This is a genomic window from Thalassovita taeanensis (genome assembly GCF_900110775.1).
Taxonomy (GTDB): domain Bacteria; phylum Pseudomonadota; class Alphaproteobacteria; order Rhodobacterales; family Rhodobacteraceae; genus Litorimicrobium; species Litorimicrobium taeanense.
Genome location: NZ_FOEP01000025.1, coordinates 1 through 17,393 on the forward strand (window position 1 = coordinate 1; position 17,393 = coordinate 17,393).

21 protein-coding genes and 1 pseudogene are annotated in these 17,393 nt (G+C 59.7%); 17 read left to right on the forward strand and 5 right to left on the reverse strand.

Translation table 11 applies throughout. From position 1 onward, the window contains the following. Positions 1-32 precede the first annotated feature (32 nt). The gene (locus BSF79_RS19015) at positions 33-740 is read left to right on the forward strand and encodes an IS6 family transposase (protein WP_090271419.1); all 708 of its coding nucleotides are present in this window, start codon (positions 33-35) and stop codon (positions 738-740) included. A 233-nt stretch (positions 741-973) separates the two neighbouring features. After that, positions 974-1,819, forward strand: coding sequence for a 3-deoxy-8-phosphooctulonate synthase (gene kdsA, locus BSF79_RS19020; RefSeq protein WP_090271402.1), 846 nt, complete (start codon positions 974-976; stop codon positions 1,817-1,819). A 294-nt stretch (positions 1,820-2,113) separates the two neighbouring features. Here the strand turns inward: kdsA and BSF79_RS19025 are convergent, their stop codons facing one another. After that, entirely contained in the window at positions 2,114-2,830 is a 717-nt protein-coding gene (locus BSF79_RS19025; protein ID WP_090271403.1) for an MBL fold metallo-hydrolase, read from the reverse strand. A 91-nt stretch (positions 2,831-2,921) separates the two neighbouring features. Between BSF79_RS19025 and BSF79_RS19030 the strand changes: the two genes are divergently transcribed. After that, complete coding sequence (locus tag BSF79_RS19030; RefSeq protein WP_090271404.1) at positions 2,922-3,263, forward strand: winged helix-turn-helix transcriptional regulator; 342 nt, start codon at positions 2,922-2,924, stop codon at positions 3,261-3,263. Between the two features lie 177 nt (positions 3,264-3,440). On the opposite strand, the gene BSF79_RS20300 is transcribed toward BSF79_RS19030, so the two are convergent. Continuing rightward, the gene (locus tag BSF79_RS20300; protein WP_342741899.1) at positions 3,441-3,599 is read right to left on the reverse strand and encodes a hypothetical protein; all 159 of its coding nucleotides are present in this window, start codon (positions 3,597-3,599) and stop codon (positions 3,441-3,443) included. 311 nt (positions 3,600-3,910) lie between these two features. Between BSF79_RS20300 and BSF79_RS19040 the strand changes: the two genes are divergently transcribed. The 14 genes from BSF79_RS19040 to BSF79_RS19105 are packed head-to-tail and all read left to right on the forward strand — an operon-like array spanning position 3,911 to position 15,289. Further along, a complete protein-coding gene (locus BSF79_RS19040) occupies positions 3,911-4,270 on the forward strand; it encodes a hypothetical protein (protein WP_090271406.1) in 360 nt (119 codons plus the stop codon). A 52-nt stretch (positions 4,271-4,322) separates the two neighbouring features. Further along, entirely contained in the window at positions 4,323-4,946 is a 624-nt protein-coding gene (locus tag BSF79_RS19045) for a lytic transglycosylase domain-containing protein (RefSeq protein ID WP_175545382.1), read from the forward strand. Next, positions 4,943-5,257: a TrbC/VirB2 family protein gene (locus BSF79_RS19050; RefSeq protein ID WP_090271407.1), complete on the forward strand. Its 315-nt coding sequence runs from the start codon at positions 4,943-4,945 to the stop codon at positions 5,255-5,257. Before BSF79_RS19045 ends, BSF79_RS19050 begins: the two co-directional genes overlap by 4 nt. A 9-nt stretch (positions 5,258-5,266) precedes the next feature. Continuing rightward, positions 5,267-5,545, forward strand: a complete 279-nt coding sequence (locus BSF79_RS19055) for a VirB3 family type IV secretion system protein (RefSeq protein WP_090271408.1) — start codon at positions 5,267-5,269, stop codon at positions 5,543-5,545. Then, entirely contained in the window at positions 5,535-7,919 is a 2,385-nt protein-coding gene (locus BSF79_RS19060) for a VirB4 family type IV secretion/conjugal transfer ATPase (RefSeq protein ID WP_090271409.1), read from the forward strand. The genes BSF79_RS19055 and BSF79_RS19060 overlap by 11 nt, the downstream gene beginning before the upstream one ends. Next, entirely contained in the window at positions 7,916-8,131 is a 216-nt protein-coding gene (locus BSF79_RS19065; protein ID WP_090271410.1) for a hypothetical protein, read from the forward strand. Before BSF79_RS19060 ends, BSF79_RS19065 begins: the two co-directional genes overlap by 4 nt. A 4-nt stretch (positions 8,132-8,135) precedes the next feature. Further along, complete coding sequence (locus BSF79_RS19070; RefSeq protein ID WP_090271411.1) at positions 8,136-9,314, forward strand: lytic transglycosylase domain-containing protein; 1,179 nt, start codon at positions 8,136-8,138, stop codon at positions 9,312-9,314. Then, entirely contained in the window at positions 9,311-10,108 is a 798-nt protein-coding gene (locus tag BSF79_RS19075) for a type IV secretion system protein (protein WP_090271412.1), read from the forward strand. The genes BSF79_RS19070 and BSF79_RS19075 overlap by 4 nt, the downstream gene beginning before the upstream one ends. Before the next feature lie 14 nt (positions 10,109-10,122). Next, positions 10,123-10,770, forward strand: a complete 648-nt coding sequence (locus tag BSF79_RS19080) for a VirB8 family type IV secretion system protein (protein WP_090271421.1) — start codon at positions 10,123-10,125, stop codon at positions 10,768-10,770. Beyond that, on the forward strand, positions 10,767-11,471 hold the full coding sequence (locus BSF79_RS19085) for a TrbG/VirB9 family P-type conjugative transfer protein (RefSeq protein WP_245776458.1): 705 nt from the start codon (positions 10,767-10,769) through the stop codon (positions 11,469-11,471). Before BSF79_RS19080 ends, BSF79_RS19085 begins: the two co-directional genes overlap by 4 nt. Then, positions 11,468-12,793: a TraB/TrbI/VirB10 family type IV secretion system protein gene (locus BSF79_RS19090; RefSeq protein WP_090271413.1), complete on the forward strand. Its 1,326-nt coding sequence runs from the start codon at positions 11,468-11,470 to the stop codon at positions 12,791-12,793. Before BSF79_RS19085 ends, BSF79_RS19090 begins: the two co-directional genes overlap by 4 nt. Before the next feature lies 1 nt (position 12,794). After that, complete coding sequence (locus tag BSF79_RS19095; protein WP_090271414.1) at positions 12,795-13,829, forward strand: ATPase, T2SS/T4P/T4SS family; 1,035 nt, start codon at positions 12,795-12,797, stop codon at positions 13,827-13,829. A gap of 15 nt (positions 13,830-13,844) precedes the next feature. Continuing rightward, entirely contained in the window at positions 13,845-14,264 is a 420-nt protein-coding gene (locus BSF79_RS19100) for a hypothetical protein (protein WP_090271415.1), read from the forward strand. Continuing rightward, entirely contained in the window at positions 14,264-15,289 is a 1,026-nt protein-coding gene (locus tag BSF79_RS19105) for a TrbL/VirB6 family protein (RefSeq protein WP_090271416.1), read from the forward strand. The genes BSF79_RS19100 and BSF79_RS19105 overlap by 1 nt, the downstream gene beginning before the upstream one ends. A 111-nt stretch (positions 15,290-15,400) precedes the next feature. Here BSF79_RS19105 and BSF79_RS19110 read toward each other — a convergent pair whose 3' ends face one another. From BSF79_RS19110 to BSF79_RS19120, 3 genes and pseudogenes are all read right to left on the reverse strand, one after another. Beyond that, positions 15,401-15,613: a DUF1858 domain-containing protein gene (locus BSF79_RS19110; protein WP_090271417.1), complete on the reverse strand. Its 213-nt coding sequence runs from the start codon at positions 15,611-15,613 to the stop codon at positions 15,401-15,403. A 111-nt stretch (positions 15,614-15,724) separates the two neighbouring features. Further along, a pseudogene (locus tag BSF79_RS19115) lies at positions 15,725-16,849 on the reverse strand (radical SAM protein); the annotation flags it as partial. 49 nt (positions 16,850-16,898) lie between these two features. Beyond that, on the reverse strand, positions 16,899-17,393 hold a 495-nt coding region (locus BSF79_RS19120; protein ID WP_090271423.1), incomplete at its 5' end, for an IS6 family transposase.

The following is a 17,393-nucleotide window of genomic DNA, read 5'->3' on the forward strand; positions in this document are numbered from 1 at the left end:
GTTTGGCCAAGTTTAGGTTTTTGAGGTCGAAGATGCCGCGTACGTCACCGTTCAAGCATCACCGTTTTCCACGTGACATCATTTTGTGCGCCGTGCGTTGGTATCTGCGCTATCCGCTCTCCTATCAGGACGTCGTCGACCTGCTGGAAGAGCGCAGCATCGCGGTTGACCGACCCACAGTTTATCGGTGGGTGCAGAAGTTCGGCCCTGAACTGACCAAGCGGGCCGAGACGCACTTGCGCCGCGCGAGCCTAGACTGGCATGTGGACGAGACCTATATCCGCGTCGGTGGCAAGTGGCGTTATTTGTGGCGTGCTGTCGATGCAAATGGCCAAATGATTGACTTTCGCCTCACCGCGCGGCGCGATGCAAGAGCTGCTAAAGCCTTTCTCAACAAAGCGATTGAACGCGTGCGACTGCATCGCCCCGTCACGATATGTACCGACAAAGCCCCGACCTACCGACGTGTTATTCGCGAGATCAATCATCGATACGACCCACATTTCGACAGTATTCGGCATATCGACAAGAAACGGCGAAACAACTTGATCGAGAGCGACCACGCAGCCATGAAGCGGCTACTTGGATACCGTCAGAGCTTTCGATCTTTACGAAGTGCGAAAGCAACCCTCAGCGGGATCGAGACAATGCGCATCATCAAACGCGGACATATCCACAACAGACAACCAGGCGTCAGGGGCGAAATCCAGTTCATGAATGAGCTGTTTGAAGCCGGGTGATCCAACACACTTTTTTGACCAACATGCGACCTGAGAAAATTAGTGCAACAGTCCCCCAAAAACCTACGGTCAAAACCTCCCTGCCAAAAACGGTCGTTTTGGCACGTCATTCAGGCGCATCCTAGGTTTGCTCCGAGCCCTTTTCGACTGTGTTGAAACCCAATAACATCGAGTCACGCCTTTTGCGTTGGGCGTGACGGGAATGCATTAAACCTGATTAGAAGGAAAGTCGCTTGGCTGACGTAACGGTAGCAAATGTTCGCATGGGGAATGGCAAGGCCATGACTCTGATAGGTGGTATGAACGTCATAGAGTCACGCGACTTAGCCCTTCGCGTCGCTGATGCATTCGTGTCCGTTTCGCGGGATTTGGACATTCCGTATATTTTCAAGGCGTCGTTTGACAAAGCAAACAGATCATCAATTCACTCTTACAGGGGGCCAGGCCTGGACGAAGGGCTGAGGGTACTTCAGGACATCAAAACTGAGTTTGGTGTGCCGGTCATTACTGACGTGCATGAAGTTGCTCAAGCTGGACCCGTGGCGGAAGTTTGCGATGTGTTGCAAGTGCCTGCTTTTTTGGCGCGCCAAACCGATCTGATCGCAGCCGTTGCCGCCACCGGCGCAGCAATAAATGTGAAAAAACCTCAGTTTATGAGTCCACCCCAAGTGAAAAACCTTGTTGAGAAGCTTAGAGAATGCGGCAATGAGCGTGTCATGCTATGTGAGCGTGGATCGTGCTTCGGATACGATAATCTGGTCGTAGATATGCTCGGAATCAGAATCATGAAAGAGTGCAGCGACGATGCGCCAATCATATTTGATGTTACCCACGCGCTGCAAATGAGAGATGCGATGTCTCGTGCGTCTGGTGGCCGTCGTAATCAAGTAGCAGAATTGGGTCGATCAGGTTTGGCCATAGGCATCGCAGGTTTGTTCCTTGAGGCCCACCCCGATCCGGACAATGCAAAATGCGACGGCCCCAGCGCTCTGCCATTGGATCGTCTCAAGGGTTTTCTGATGCAAATGAAGGCGGTTGATGATTTGGTAAAGAGCATGCCTGAGTTGGATTTGAACTGATCGCGCAGAACTCTACTGACACCGTTTGGCGACACCTCCTCGAAGGTCATTTTGTCGCGCACATCTGATATTCGAGGCAGCGCCAAAAACCCTGGTTTTTGAACGTTCAGTGTGACCTTCAGCGCTATTTGGCGTCTTACTAACAGCGTTAGATGGCGTAGCTCGCGCGTGCGATCTGGCCAAAACTGTGAAGCGGCCGTTCGAACCGTGTGCAGCGAATTCCGGTAGAGAGCCCATTTTGACCGTGCTTCGTGGTGGCAGCAAAGGACGTCTTGGCACGTGGCGACGCATAGTTCACACTTGAACGCGTCTCAGAGCGGACACGTGTTCTTTTATCCGATCCGCGCTCAAAGGCCCTCCGTGGCCAAGGTAGAACGTCTTGCACCCTCGCTGCAACAAGAGCTCCAATGAGGTTGCCACCGCCAATTGGTCTTCTTCAAAAGGGGGGCGCTTGGGCTTGCTTCGCATCAAAATACCGCCGAGCAGCACGCCAGAAGCTGCCAAATCTCCCGCAATAACGCGGCCATTTTCCAACAGCACCGAAACCGATCCCGGCGTGTGCCCAGGAGTGTGGATGATTTTCAGTGGAAACCCGCGATCCTCAAGTCCCATCTCCCCTGCCGTCATGATCTCATCCGGTTTGAAATAGGGAAACGGTCTTTCAATCGCGCCGGTCTTTTGGAATGTCCTACCGAACGGACCCGTTGCTGCTAGCTTGGGTGGCTGACCAGAACAATATGGAACTTCAAGTACATGGGCGCAGATCGGAGCGGCGGTCAAAGCCTTTATCCCGAAGGCAGATCCGGCATGATCGATATGCGCGTGCGTCAGAATGGTCAATTTTACATTGAGCCAACTCAGGCCATGTTTCTTCAACGTCTTGAATATCTTTGCTTCGGACCCGGGTAGCCCCGTGTCCACAAGAATGGCATCGTCTCCATGTACTATGAGGAAGGAATTAAGCATCCCCAAAGGCAGAATTGGGATAGTCTCAATATGGGGCTTGGTCATGAGCGCGGTCCGCTGTTGCTAAGGTCAAGCGACATTGCCTCGAATCGAGGTGGCGCGAAATTGGGCACCTTTTTGTAACCGGAGATCAGAGATGAAAGACGCAACTCCAACGACCCGCCCATGGGCTGACCCGGTGACCGGGCAATGCCCGGTGGCAGACACTTTGCGCATTTTGGGCGGAAAGCATGGGGCAAAAATCCTTCATTGCCTCACCGCAGGAGAGCGGCACTTTCTTGAGCTTCAACGGGAGATGGATGGCGTCAGCCGAAAGGTGCTGCGGGCCCAGTTGAAAGAGTTCGAAGAAAGCGGGATGGTTGCGCGAACTCCCAAAGGTGACGCGCGTCAACGTGTCGGTTACTCCCTGACGCGCAAAGGATCCGCGCTTGGTGATATTCTCGGACAACTCTACGATTGGCAACAGACCTTTGGTTGACGGATTTCCACGCGGCTCTCTCCGTTGTCTTGGCTACCACAGCAGTGCTTTAGTTCGGTATAATCAATGTCCCTTCCGTCCGCTTTGTGTGAGTTCATGCGGCTTGCAGCGAATGTCCTGTGTAACGTCGACGAGTCCGGCTCGCGTTGATCGCGCAGCTCAATCTTTAAGCAACCCTCACTCCACGGCATTCAAGAACCTGCCATAGTCCTCACTGACTTCGCGGGCCTCCGCGAGCGTCCGTGCGCGCTCTTCATCGACGCAACGGAAATAGTCTTGAACATCAGCGATGTAGGCTTCGAAATCCTCCCGGATCAGGTCAGCGTAGATACGCATGTCGTCTTGGGACTGGGATAGGAACGGTCGCTCGGGCGGGGCGCAGGCATGCGCCGGACCAGCCGCTACGAAAGCAGTGATCAACAGCAGAAAGGGAATGTTGCGCGCACAAGTCATGTGCAGGGCAAAACTCCTTTGCCGCCTTTAAGATCACCATGTTGTCGGCTATCACTGTTATTGGAGCAAGGCGATCTTCGTCAAGTCGTTATTATTGTCTTGCTATCATTTATGTTGTTTTGTATCGCTCACGGTGTTGCGACCCCGTGGGCCTGATACTGCATCCAGGTAGAACAAGGACCCAAGGGAAGGCCATGATAGAAGAAGCTCCGAATGTGGTTACGGAAGACGGAATGCGCGGCTTGCTCGCCGAAGGCTACCTCATCGAGGTGGTCTGCAAAGAGGGAGCAGAGAAGCGCCATAACAGCTGGTACGGCTCGTGGGTCATCCGCGCCGTCTCGGCTGATGGACGTGATGACAAAATGCTCGTCACCAGCCGAAGCGTCCTCAAGTTGCGTGATTTCAAAACCATTGTTGGCCTTGTCAGCTTCCTGGCTGACATGGGCTGCACAACCGCCAGTATCCCGCTCGAAGAGGGTGGTCGGATGCGTCACGCCGCTCCCGGTCATACATCAGGGCCGCAAAACGGAGCGGCCCCGGTCAAGGACAGCTGACCGCGCATTTGCGCTCGTCGTTGCTTTGGGTACAGGCGTATGTTCCGCGCCCATGGCCCTGGCCGACGGTTTCATCTTCTCGGTTGGTCCGGATGGCCGACTGAATTCCGTCTCTGATGACGCGAGTACCCTGCGCTCGTTCTCCGAGAACCAAGAGGCGACTGATCGCCTTTTTCTCTTCGCAGAACCACGTGGCCCCGAAGCAGTCACTGAGGTGGCGATCCCGGCGCCGCGCGCCGTTCGCGCCTCCCCTGATATCCTGCAAGCCATTGAGGTCACCGCCCTGCGATATGCAGGCCATGGCGCTCTGCGTCGCGCGGGGCTCTCAGTCACCGACTGGGCGCTCTTCTACCGCGCAAATATTGAAGTCGAGAGTGCCTACAACCCCGCAGCGCAAAGCCCTGTTGGAGCCATCGGCCTCGGACAGCTCATGCCGGGCACCGCAAGCGATCTTGGCGTCGATCCCCACGATATCGCGCAGAATCTCGACGGCTCGGCGCGCTACCTTTTGATGATGCTCGACCAGTTCGGCGACGGATCATTGGCCCTTGCCGCATATAACGCTGGCCCCGAGGCGGTCACACGCCATGGCGGCATTCCCCCTTTTCGCGAAACCCAAGGGCATGTTGCCCGTGTGACGGCCGTGTTTCATCGGCTCAGAGGAGATCTTTCATGACGTCCAAGAACCTTCAAAGCGTGCTCCGCACGCGGGCCCTTGTCGCGCTCGGCGCGATGACCCTCATCGTGCTGGCGGGGCCTGCGCTGGCCCAAAGCATCGACCTCTCGCCTGTGCAGACGCTGCTGCAGGGCATCGTCGATGCAATCACCGGTCCCTTGGGGATTGTCATCGGCACGCTCGCGCTAATCGGTGTGTTCCTGTCCTGGCTCTTTGGCATCCTCGATTTCCGCCAAGCGCTCTGGGTTGTGGTGGCAATCGCGGGCATCGCCGCAGCGCCCACCATCGTCGCCGCCATCTGGACGACCTGAGTTCATCCCATGTCTGACCAGTCCCGCGTATTCATCGGCCTTCTCAGGCCACCCAAGCTGATTGGCCTGCCGATCATGTACGCCATGGTCTGGCTCTTCGGCTCAACGCTTCTGTTCCTCTGGGTGCAGAGCTGGGTGGTGGCCGTCTTCGCGGGGCTGGCCTGGCCGGCGCTCTGGAAGGCCGCGGACTGGGATCCGAACTTCCTCGATGTTTTGGTGACCACGTTGCAGGAAACTCCGCCGACAAAGAACCGCAAGCTCCACGGAGGCGACAGCTATGCCCCGTGATGGAATTGCCAATGAGGTTGAGAACGCCCTTGATCCGCTGACCGCGCTGCCTGAATGGGTCAAAGGAGAGAAGCGGCTTTCCTCGATGCTGCCTTACGTCAGCCTTGTCACCGACCGGACGATCCGGACGCGCGGCAACGAGCTGATGCAATGCATCCGGCTGGAAGGGGTGAACAGCACCACGAGCGAGGACGCCCATCTTGACCGGATCGGTGGGCTCTTGGCGGGCATCGTGGCCCAAGTCGGGACGGAATTCTCCTTCTACCTGCACAAGGTCTCGAAAGCGGTCGATGTGACCCTGCCCCCCATCCCGGGTGAGGGCTTCGCGGCCGCCGTCGATCAGCGTTGGCGCGCGCATCTGGGTCAATCTGGCCTGCGCGACAAGACATTGACCCTCACGGTGCTGAAGCGCCCAGAGGCGGGAAGCCGTCTGCCCTTCGGTCTGGGGGCGTCGCGTGCCCGGCATGCAGCCGACACGACACGGCGGATGCGCAAGCTCGACGAAGTCGTGGGCTTTCTGCTGTCGTCTTTCGATGAGTTGAAGCCTCGCCTGCTTGCGGCCAGCACTGGCGAGCTTCTGGGTTTCCTCGGCTCGCTGAATACGGGCGAAGAGCACCCGCTTTTCCCGCGATCTCGCTTGGGCGTGATCGCCGAGGATGTGGCCAATACCCGCGTGACCTTCCGTGGCACGACCATCGCTCTCTCCGATGGCGCCGTGGGCGACAAGCTGGGCGCGATCTTCGCGGTTAAAAACTACCCCGCCAAGACCGATAGCCTGATGCTCGACGAACTGAACCTGCCCGTCGACATGGTGGTCACCCATTCCTTCGTGCCGATCAATGCCAACATGATGGCGGGTCGGATCAAGCGGCAGCTTCGCCTGATGCAGGCCGCCAATGACGGTGCGGTCAGCCTCGCGCAGGAACTGGAATTGGCGCAGGACGATCTGGAATCCAAACGTCTGATCTTCGGCGAGCACCACATGACTGTAGCCGTGTATGCACGGTCGCAGGCCGCACTCGACGACATCGCTGCCGAGATCCGCAACATCTCCGCGACCTCCGGCATCAACCTGATCTCGGAAGCCTTCGGGGCTCGGGCGCATTTCATGGCGCAGCATCCGGGGAATACAGGGGCGCGCAGCCGCAAGGCTGCGATCACGAACCACAACTTTGCGGATCTCGCCACTTTCCACCGCACGCCGCTTGGCAAGACGGGGCGAGAGGTGCCGTGGGGCGTGCCTATCAACCTTTTCCCGACGCCTGAGCGCAGCGGGTTCCGCTTTAACTTCCACGAACAGGGCGCACCGGACCGCGAGCCTACGGGTGGCCACACCCTGATCCTCGGCCGCCCCGGGTCGGGGAAATCCGTGCTGGCGGCGTTCCTGATGACCATGGCCCGACGGGCAGGCGCGCGGCTTTTCGTCTTCGACTACCGCGCCGGCATGGAAATGGCTGTTCGTGCGCTTGGCGGCAGTTACTCGACCGTGCGGGCCGGACGTCCCACGGGCCTGAACCCGCTCCAGACCGAGATCGATGCGCGCGGTCAGGCCTGGCTTGCCGACTGGCTCGCAAGCCTCCTCGAGCGCCGCGACCGACCCTTGAGCCCGGTTCAGACAAACCGCCTGCAGGAGGTGGTGCGGCAGAACGTCGGCGCCGGAAACTCGGGGCTGCGGAACTGGTCGGATTTCGCGTCCCTCCTCGTCTCGACCGATGACGAGGGCGATCTCTTCGAGCGGATGCAGGAATGGACCGCCGACGGCCGCTATGGCTGGATCTTTGGGGCCAATGCCGAGGACAGTTTCAGCATCGACGGGGACGTCGCGGGCTTCGATCTGACTGGCATCCTCGATTCCGAGAGCGAGCGGGAACGCATGGCGGTCCTGTCCTACCTCTTCCGCCGGGTCGAGCGGGTAATCGAGGACCGCAAGCCCACGATCATTGTCATCGACGAGGCCTGGAAGGCGCTCGACAATGCGTATTTCGCGGAGCGGCTCTCGAACTGGCTGGTGACTGCGCGCAAGCAGAACGCGGTCGTCGTGATGATGACCCAATATGCCAGCCAGCTTGAGCGGACCCGGACCGGCAAGACCATCGTGGAAGCGGTGCCGACGCAGGTGCTCTTGCCCAACATCCGCGCCTCGGCTGCGGATTACGCGATGCTCGGCCTCAGCGAGAAAGAACTCGATGTGCTTCTTGGCGTCGGATCCGCCTCGCGCCTGGCCCTCGTGCGCGATGACCGGGGTTCCGTCGTGATCGATGCCGATCTGAGCGCGCTCGGCCCCCTCGTGACCATCCTTGGCGGAATGGAAAAGGGCGAGGCCCTTGTCGGCGCCGATTACCGTGACCGCCCTGATTTCTGGAGAGTGACATGACCCGTACCATCATCCGCAGCGCCGTGCTGCTTGGCCTCGGCCTGACCCTGACAGCCTGCGCGCAGCATAATCCCGCGCAGGCCAACTGCTTCAACTTCCGCGACGCGCCCGCACGAGGCGCAACCGCGACAGCCACGATCTCGACCATGGGCGCGGAAGTCACGCGGCGAGACACGGCTTGCGATTTCGTGATGGTGGGGGCGGGCGGCTGAGCGCATGCGGACCTGGCTCCCCCTCTCGATGGTCAGTCTTGCACTGGCAGGCCCCACTGCGGGACCAGCCGTCGCCCAAGGCGTGCCGACCTTCGACCTGCGCCTTTTTGCCGAGCGGCAGGCGATCCTCGAGCAAGCCGATCGGGATCTGGCGCTGCAGCAGGACCGGCTGACCCGCGAAGAGGAACTGGCCGAGATCGAACGCCAGCAACTCGCGTCTCTCGAAGGGCTTGTGGACGCCATGTCACTTGGCTCCGGCGATGTCGCGGGTACCGTGGCCGGGCTCGAGGCGGGGCAGGGGGTAGTTCAGGGGTCTGGGGGCGACGTCGAAAGTGCAGCAGCCAGCCTCTACGCGCCCGTGGACAACAACCCGGCCGCGGCCCGGATGTTTGGCGATGCTCGGGAAGGGATCGAGGAGTTGATTATCCGCGCGGCCCGCGACACTCATAATTTGCCGGGCATCAGCCGCGCAGGGCTCTCGCTTGTTCAATGGCGTTGCCTCCTGCAAGCCCTGATCTGGCAGGAGAGCCGCTTCCAGATCGGGGCGCGCTCACCCGTGGGAGCCTTCGGTCTCACACAGATCATGCCCGGCACCGCAGGCGATCTCGGGATCTACCCGGCCTATTACGATGACCCCTACCTGCAGGTCACCGGCGGCGCGCGTTACCTCGCGCAGATGCTGAACATGTTCGATGGCAACATCATCCACGCACTCGCGGCCTATAACGCGGGCCCGGGCAATGTGCAGAATTACGGTGGCGTGCCGCCCTTCGCGGAAACCCAGCATTACGTCGTGGTAATCCCGCAGCAGTACAACAGCTACCTCGCTGCCGTCGGTGGCATCGATGCCCTGGGCACCATCGACCCGGTCCTCCTCGCCAACGCGAGCTTCAGCCTCTCGGCTCATGGCGCAGGCGTCTATGGGGACTATTCGCTGATCTCGGTGCGCGCGGCGGCCCTGCGGGTGCAGGATATCATCACCCGCATCGGGGAGACCGATGACCTGCACGAGGCGATCGCGCTGAACACCTATGCCCGGGCCGAGCTGGCCCGGCTGGTCGCGATCCGCACCCGGATCAAGGCCGCCCACACCCAGCCGCTCAGCGAGGAACAACTCGCCATGGCTGCCGCCCAAGCCGCCGAGCGGCAATACATGAATTTCAATCAGGAGAATTTGCAGTGATCCCGCAATTTACCCGTTCCGTTTTCACAAGTGCGGCGGCCGCAGCACTTGCTTTCGCTGTCAGTGGGCCTGTTGCCGCACAGGGCGTTCCCACGGTCGACACCCAGAACATCGCTCAGGAAATCCGCCAACTTCAGCAGATGTTGCAGGATTTCGGGCTCCAAACCGATCTCCTCGACAATGCCCTCGAGCAGCTCGACATGCTGCAAAGCCAACTCGATCAACTGAACGAGATGTATGCCTCACTCACCGGACCGCGCAGCATCCTCGGCCTTGCGATGGGCGGGGATCTGGACAACCTGCTCGAGGCGAATTTTGAAGATATTCCCGGTCTGATCCGGGGCATCCAGGCGGGCGACTGGAGCAGCCTCATCGGCCCTAATGCAGGCCCAATGCGCACCCAGATGGAAGCGGCGCTGGCAAGTGCTGGTTTTGACGAAGATTCCCTGCGCGAGATTGCCACCAGCGGCAGTCCAGGGGCGGAAGGCGTGGCCACCCGCGCAACCACAGGGGCCGTCATGTCCGCCGCTGCCCAGAACAGTCATGCCGAGGCCGAACAGTCCCTCGAGCGGGTTGAACGTCTGGTCGAGATGATCCCGGACATGGAGGATCTGAAAGCCTCCATGGACCACAATACCCGCGTTACAGCAGAGCTCGCCATCGCCATGACACGCATGTGGGAGCTGGAGGCTATCCAGACCCTTGGCGCGGGCAATGCAGGCGTGGTCGATGCCGCCACCGTTGCCGAAGAGCGCCGGTACATGGACTTCACCCTGCCGGAACTTCGACCATGAGTGGAGCAATGGGGATGAACACACGCGAGCTCGTGGAGGAGGAGCTTGTTTATGGTGCCCTGCGCCGTGAACAACTGTGGAGGATGATCGGCATCGGTGGTGCGGGTTTTGGCGCGGTGGGCTGCCTCGCGGCTGCGGCTGTCGCGCTGATGGTTGAGGCACCGCCCCCAGTCGTTGTGCCCTATGATCCGGCAACAGGCATGGCGCTCCCAAACGCCAGGGTTGAAACTGTGTCCCTCGCGGAGCGCCCCGCCGTGATAGAGGCACAAATCTACCGCTATATTTATGAGCGCGAGACCTACAATCAGCTCGACAATGATCTGCGTGTGCGCCGGGTTCTGGCACAGTCATCCGGTGCCGCCGAGACGAGCATGCGCGCGATATGGACGTCTGGGCAAGAGACTTATCCGCCGACGCGCTATGGCACATCAGCTGAAATGGCCGTCGAAATCGCCTCGATCACATTGATCGGCGAAAACCGTGCGCAGGTGCGCCTCAGGAAACGCTTGACCAGCCCGCAGGGTGTGCAGGACGGATCGTTTACAGCGACGCTGATGTTTGCGTTTCAGCCCGAACGGACCCGCTCAATCGATGATGTCTGGCAAAACCCCTTCGGCTTCACCGTCACCCAATATGCAATCCGATCGGACCGTTCCGAATGATCCCTTTTCCCGTTCATGCCTTTTTCATCGCCGGCGCGTTGGCCCTGGCGGCTCCCGCCGTTTTTGCCGAGACCACACCGCGTCCGGGCTCTCATGACAACCGCGTTCGGGTCGCCACATGGACCGAGGGGCAGGTTTACCGCGTTGTCACGACGCTGACCCGCGTAACCACCGTTGAGTTCGGTGAAGGTGAGACCATTCGTTCGATCATCGCCGGTGATACCGTGGGTTTCCAGTTCGACGGCGTCCCCGGCGGGCGCGCGTTCGCCATCAAACCGACGGCGTCGGGCGTGGCCACCAACATCACCGTCTATACCAACCGCCGCTCCTATTACTTCCACGTGGTCGAGGCGCGCGAGACCCCACATTATGTGGTGCAGTTCCGCTATCCGGAAAGCCGCGTTCAGCCTACCCGGGCGGTCGCAGCCGAGGCTCCCAACGCGAACTATGCGGTCAGCGCCCGCGAAGACTTCACGCCAACGGCCATCTGGGATGACGGCACCTTCACCTATTTCCGGCTCAAAAGAAATGCGCCGGTCCCGGCGATCTTCCGGTATTCCAATGGCAGGGAGCGGGCGGTGAATAGCCAGGCCTTGAGCGATGGCGTGATCCGCGTCTCGGGCGTGAACCGGCAATGGGTTCTTCGCTTGGGTGAAGCTGTCGTCTGTGTCCAGGACGCAGGGACCGAGGCCACATCATGACGCAGGATACCGAAGATCTTGCCGCACGGCTTGCGGCGCTTGAGGGCTCCACAGCAAAAGCGCGGGTGAGTAAACGCCCATCACCGCTCGCTGCAATCCTTGGAATTACCGGTATCGCGGCGTTCGGTGGTCTCGCCTGGGCTGCCCTGCAACCGTCCCCAGATGCTCCAATGGTGACTGCGGCCCCCGAGGAGTTCCAGAACTCCGGGCCCGGCTTCGGGGACCTGGGACGCCCACCTGTAGCACAGCCAGCACCGACGCCTCCGGTGGAGACCGGTCCGACCGAGTCCGAGCTTGCGCTGATGGAAAGCCTTGCAACTTTGCGGACCGAACTCGAAGAAATGCGGGCACGCCCGACTGAGACATCGGACAGCGGTGCTGAACAGGCCATCGCAGACCTCACGGCTCAGATCGCGGCGCTGCAGGAGGGCTCCGCTGAGGCACAGCGCACGCTGGAGCGGCAGTTGACCGAACGCGACCGTGAACTTGACCAACTGCGCATGGACCTTGAGGTCGCGCGCCTGACCCCGCCCGTGCCGACGGATCTCGGCCCCAACGAGGAGGAACTGCGGCTCGCAGAACTTGAGCGGCGGCGTGCTGCTGAGGCTGAGGCGCGAGCAGAACGGATTGCGTCGCCCATGATCGCGTTTTCCGGGATGGGGGCAGGGACAGACCGCGAAAGTACGATTGAAGCAGCGCGCTTGAATGCCGATGAAGCCTTCGTGCGCGCCGGTGCGCGACCCGCGCCCGTCACGCGCGCTGAGGTGATTGTGAACCCAACGAACACGGTTATTCAGGGCACCATGATCCAGGCGGTGACCGAAACCGCACTCGACAGCACGCTGCCCGGTGCAATCCGCGCCATCGTATCCGAAGATGTCCATTCCTTTGACGGAACGCGCGTCCTGATCCCGCGCGGTGCGCGCCTGATTGGGCGATACCGCTCCGATGTGGCGCTGGCACAGTCCCGGGTTATGGTGGCCTGGGACAGGATCATTCTGCCTGACAACCAGACAGTGGAGATCAGCGCCTTCGGCGGAGACGAGCTTGGCCGCACAGGCACCACCGGTTTTGTCGACACTCGCTTTGCGCAGCGCTTCGGCTCTGCCGCGCTGATCTCGTTGATCGGTGCCCTGCCAGCTGCCGCAGCGGGCCAAATCGATGACGAGGCTGCTGCCGATGTCGCCAGCGATGTCGGCTCGAACCTGCGCGATAGCACCCAAAGCGTGATGCAGGATTATCTCGCGATCCGCCCCGTGATCCATGTCGATCAGGGCACGCGGATCACGGTCATGGTTGACCGCGACCTGGAGATATTCTGACATGGCAGCAAGCTATCTCGAAGCCTCGCTCGATCGGCTCGGTGCGCCCGTGCAGCGCGAAGACACGATCGAGATCTGCATCAATCCGGACGGGCAGGTCTGGGGAGAGTTCCAGGGTGATCACTTTATGCAGGGGCTCGGCACCCCGCTCACCCAGACCGAGATCAAGGACCTTGGCAACCAGATCGCCTCGGCTGCCTCAACCACGCTCAGCACCAAGAAGCCAATCGTCTCGGTATCGATTCTCTATCGCGAACGTCCAATCCGGGCGCAAGTCATTCAGCCTCCCGCAGTTGAGGGCGGGTTCTCGATCTCGCTGCGGTTCTTCTCATCCCTGCCGCTGGAGGCGATCAAACTCGGCTTTCTCTATGGCAAAGAACGCAGCCTCGAAGGCCTGCGCCGAGAGAGGAACGCCGCGTTACGCGATGTGGTGGCATCGGGTGACATCGACGCCGCCCTGCGGTTTTGCGTCGAAAACAAGCTCAACATGATCGTCTCGGGCGGCACTTCGACAGGCAAGACGGTCGCGGCGCGTAAGATCCTCTCGCTGATCCCACCCCAGGAGCGGATCATCACCATCGAAGAAGCGTCCGAGTTGCGCCCCGAACAGCCGAATGCCGTGACGTTGATCGCCGACCGGGATGCGGAGGCTCGCAGTGCCGATGTGCTCCTGGCCTCAACCCTGCGCATGCGGCCGGACTGCATCGTGCTGGGTGAGGTCCGCGGCCGCGAGGCCATGACCTTCCTTGAGGCGATCAATACCGGGCATGGCGGCTCGTTGACCACACTTCACGCGGAGACCCCGCAACTGGCCGTGCGCCGCCTCGCCATCGCCGCCCTGAAAACTGATGTGCCGATGACCTATGCCGACATGATCGATTACATCGAGGGCTCAATCGACGTGATCATCCAGGCAGGACGTCATGAAGGCGCGCGCGGCATCACCGAGTTTTTTCTCCCGGGCCAATCGAAGGATTTCAGCCTCGACAGTATCGACGGCGGAAGCAAAAAGAACGCCTCCGTCGCCGCCGAATAGAAAAGGAATACCCTGATGCGAAAGCATATCATCGCCCTCGCGCTTGCCTCCCTCGCGGGGCCAATTGCAGCCGAGACATCGCCACAAGTATCGGGCGATCTCACGATCAACATGTCGCCGCAGCAATACCGGATCTGCAATGATCGCCCGGCGCGACCAACCTGGATGGACGAAATCAACCCGCGCGAGGCCTACAAGGCTCTCACGTTGATGGATCTATACGAACTGCGGGCATGGCAGTCGATTAACGAAACAGGAGACTGCGGCTGTGACGTTCGCTTCCCTGTTTGGGAAGCCGCGGAAGAGGAATTCAACAAAGCCTTGCGCGAAGCGCCGGCCGTGGAACACACCGCAGCACAACGCGAGATTAGGCGGCAACGGAATGATCTTCGTCATGCTGTCCAGGACATTTGTGAAGCCGAGGGCAACTGGTAATGGGTGTTGTCAGCTGGATGGTCGGAACGGCTGACAGCTTTCTTGCCGATGCAGCCGAGTCCCAGTTCGGCGCCGTGGCGAGCAATACCGGCGCGATCATCCTACTGATGGTCACGCTTTCGCTGATCGGCGTTTGTATCAACATGGCCTTCCAGTTCCGTAGCATGGATGGGGCAAACTTCTTCTGGTATCTTGTGAAGCTCGCCCTGATCGGGTTTTTCGCCTTCAACTGGGCGAACTTCAATGCGGTCTCCAATGCAATTATTGGGGGCTTAGACTATATAGCCGGAGCGCTGGTTTCCTCAGTGGGCGGGGCAGGGGCTGGTGCCACACACTTCGCTGGAGAGTTCGACAATTTGATCGAGCGCTTTGCCACATACCTGAACGCGATCGGCAACAACCTGAACTGGATGACCGGCGCGATCCTCGGTGGGATCGGCCTCGTTATGCTTAGTCTGCTCGGTTTCATGACAGGCATCGTGCTGATCTTCGCCAAGATGATGCTGACACTCATGCTTGGCCTCGCACCGATCATGATCGCATTGTCGCTCTTCGACGCGACCAAGGATTTCTTCCACAGGTGGGTATCGACGACGGTCAGCTATGCCTTCTACCCCATCGTCATCGCAGCCATGTTTTCGACCGTCGTCGGCATGGCGAATTCGCTTCTCGCGCAGCTCGGTGATCCGAATTCGGCAACCAACATCGGATCGCTGGTGCCATTCTTCGTGATGGTCTTCTTGGCCAAGGGATTTGTGGCAGCAACCCCGCTGATCGTGCGGGGGATTTCGGGGAACCTGATGGTAGCCGCGGCACCAGCTGTGGTCGCGGGATCGACCGGGATCATGCGGGGGATCTTCAATACCGACGGCGTGAAGGGCAGGTCGCGGATCGGTGCGCTCACTACTGGTGAGGCGGTTGGGCGGGGAGCGTTGCAGACACCCGCAGCTGTGCGAAGCGCTGCTGCGACGGCAGGTGCGCAGGTGGTCAGGATGGCTGAGAGGGCAAAGCGGCTGGGGCGGTGATGAAGAATATTTAACGCGCGTCTCGTCCAATACGAAGCTGTAAATAAACGCAAACTGTCAAAGGGCCCCCACTCCCGGGACTACTCGGTGCCCGATCCTGGCTGATAACGCTCACTCAAGATCTATTGTCTGCTTAAACTCTGCTAACAAATCTTTCTCATTCAGATGGTACTCGGCACAAGCGTTAGCTACGGTGTGGAAGCGGCTTATTGGGCATCCGACGCACAGCATCCTGTGACGAATAAATACTGGGATGGTCCGGGGCCAATGGGTCATCAGATCGGCCAGAGACAAGTCGGGGTCGTCGAGTTTTGGTTTGTTCATTAATGCCTCCCTTGAAAACCAGACTATGTGCTGGAATTTTTCAAAGGTTGTGCTGACGCAAACATATCCTGCGCCTACACATGTGGCGCGGCTTCAAAACATGATGACGTCTCAAGATGCCTGCGAGTAGCGAACTCCCTCTGGAACGTGTTGGTCAAGCATCGAGGCGATGATACGTGTCAGCGATCGACCTTCCGGTAGAATGCTAATGCGCTGTCCAACCAATCTCGCGAAAGGCTTGAAACGGGTTTCCATGTCTTCCAGGCAAGGCCTGAGCGTGTAGGCGCGTGAACCATGGTGGCGGCTCAGATCGTCCAGATCGAGCGTAAATTCACACATCAATGTCTCGATCGCGCGTGCATGCAGCTGATCGTCATGGGTCATCTCGTAGCCGCGCGAGCCGGGAAAAATAGTTTGCGCAATCCGCTGCTTATAGGCCGCCGTTGCAGGGGCGTTCTGGACGTATCCGCCCGGAAAGCGCGAGATGGAGGACGCACCAAGTCCGATCAGGGTCTGACAGCTGTCCGCCGTGTAGCCTTGGAAGTTGCGGCGCAAGCGCCGGGTCTCGTGGGCGACTGCCAGATCATCGCCGGGGTCCGCAAAATGATCAATTCCGATAGGGGTCAGGCCTGCTTGGACGAACCGCTCCGCGGCGCGGGTGGCAAGCGTATACCGCGCCAGATCACTCGGCAGGGTCGTTTCGTCGATCAGCTTCTGGCGTTTCGACACCCACGGTACACGCGCGTACCCGAACAACGCGATGCGGTCCGAAGCAAATGTCAGAACCTTGTCGATGGTACCTTCGAGCCGTGCCAGTGTCTGATGCGGCAGGCCGTACACCAGATCGGTGTTCAGCGAGGTGGTGCCGGCGGCGCGCAGGTATTCGATACAGGTGCGCGTGATGTCGAAGGGTTGTATGCGACCGATTGCCTGCTGCACCTCGGGGTCGAAATCCTGAATGCCAATGGACGCACGCGTCATGCCTTCGGCCGCGAGCGCGTTGATCTTGGAGCGGTCGACCATCGTCGGATCGATCTCGACCGAAAATTCAAAGTCGTCTGCCGAGGTAAATACGCTGCGGATCGCTTCGCTCAGTCGGTGGATCAACGGCGGTGGCAGGATCGTGGGTGTCCCGCCGCCCCAATGCAACCGCCCCATGCGCAGACCGTCGGGCAGGGTGTTGCGCAGCATCTCCAGCTCGGCTTCGAGGGTCTCGATGTAGCTTTCTATGGGACTGTTGCATTAATTTTCTCAGGTCGCATGTTGGTCAAAAAAGTGTGTTGGATCACCCGGCTTCAAACAGCTCATTCATGAACTGGATTTCGCCCCTGACGCCTGGTTGTCTGTTGTGGATATGTCCGCGTTTGATGATGCGCATTGTCTCGATCCCGCTGAGGGTTGCTTTCGCACTTCGTAAAGATCGAAAGCTCTGACGGTATCCAAGTAGCCGCTTCATGGCTGCGTGGTCGCTCTCGATCAAGTTGTTTCGCCGTTTCTTGTCGATATGCCGAATACTGTCGAAATGTGGGTCGTATCGATGATTGATCTCGCGAATAACACGTCGGTAGGTCGGGGCTTTGTCGGTACATATCGTGACGGGGCGATGCAGTCGCACGCGTTCAATCGCTTTGTTGAGAAAGGCTTTAGCAGCTCTTGCATCGCGCCGCGCGGTGAGGCGAAAGTCAATCATTTGGCCATTTGCATCGACAGCACGCCACAAATAACGCCACTTGCCACCGACGCGGATATAGGTCTCGTCCACATGCCAGTCTAGGCTCGC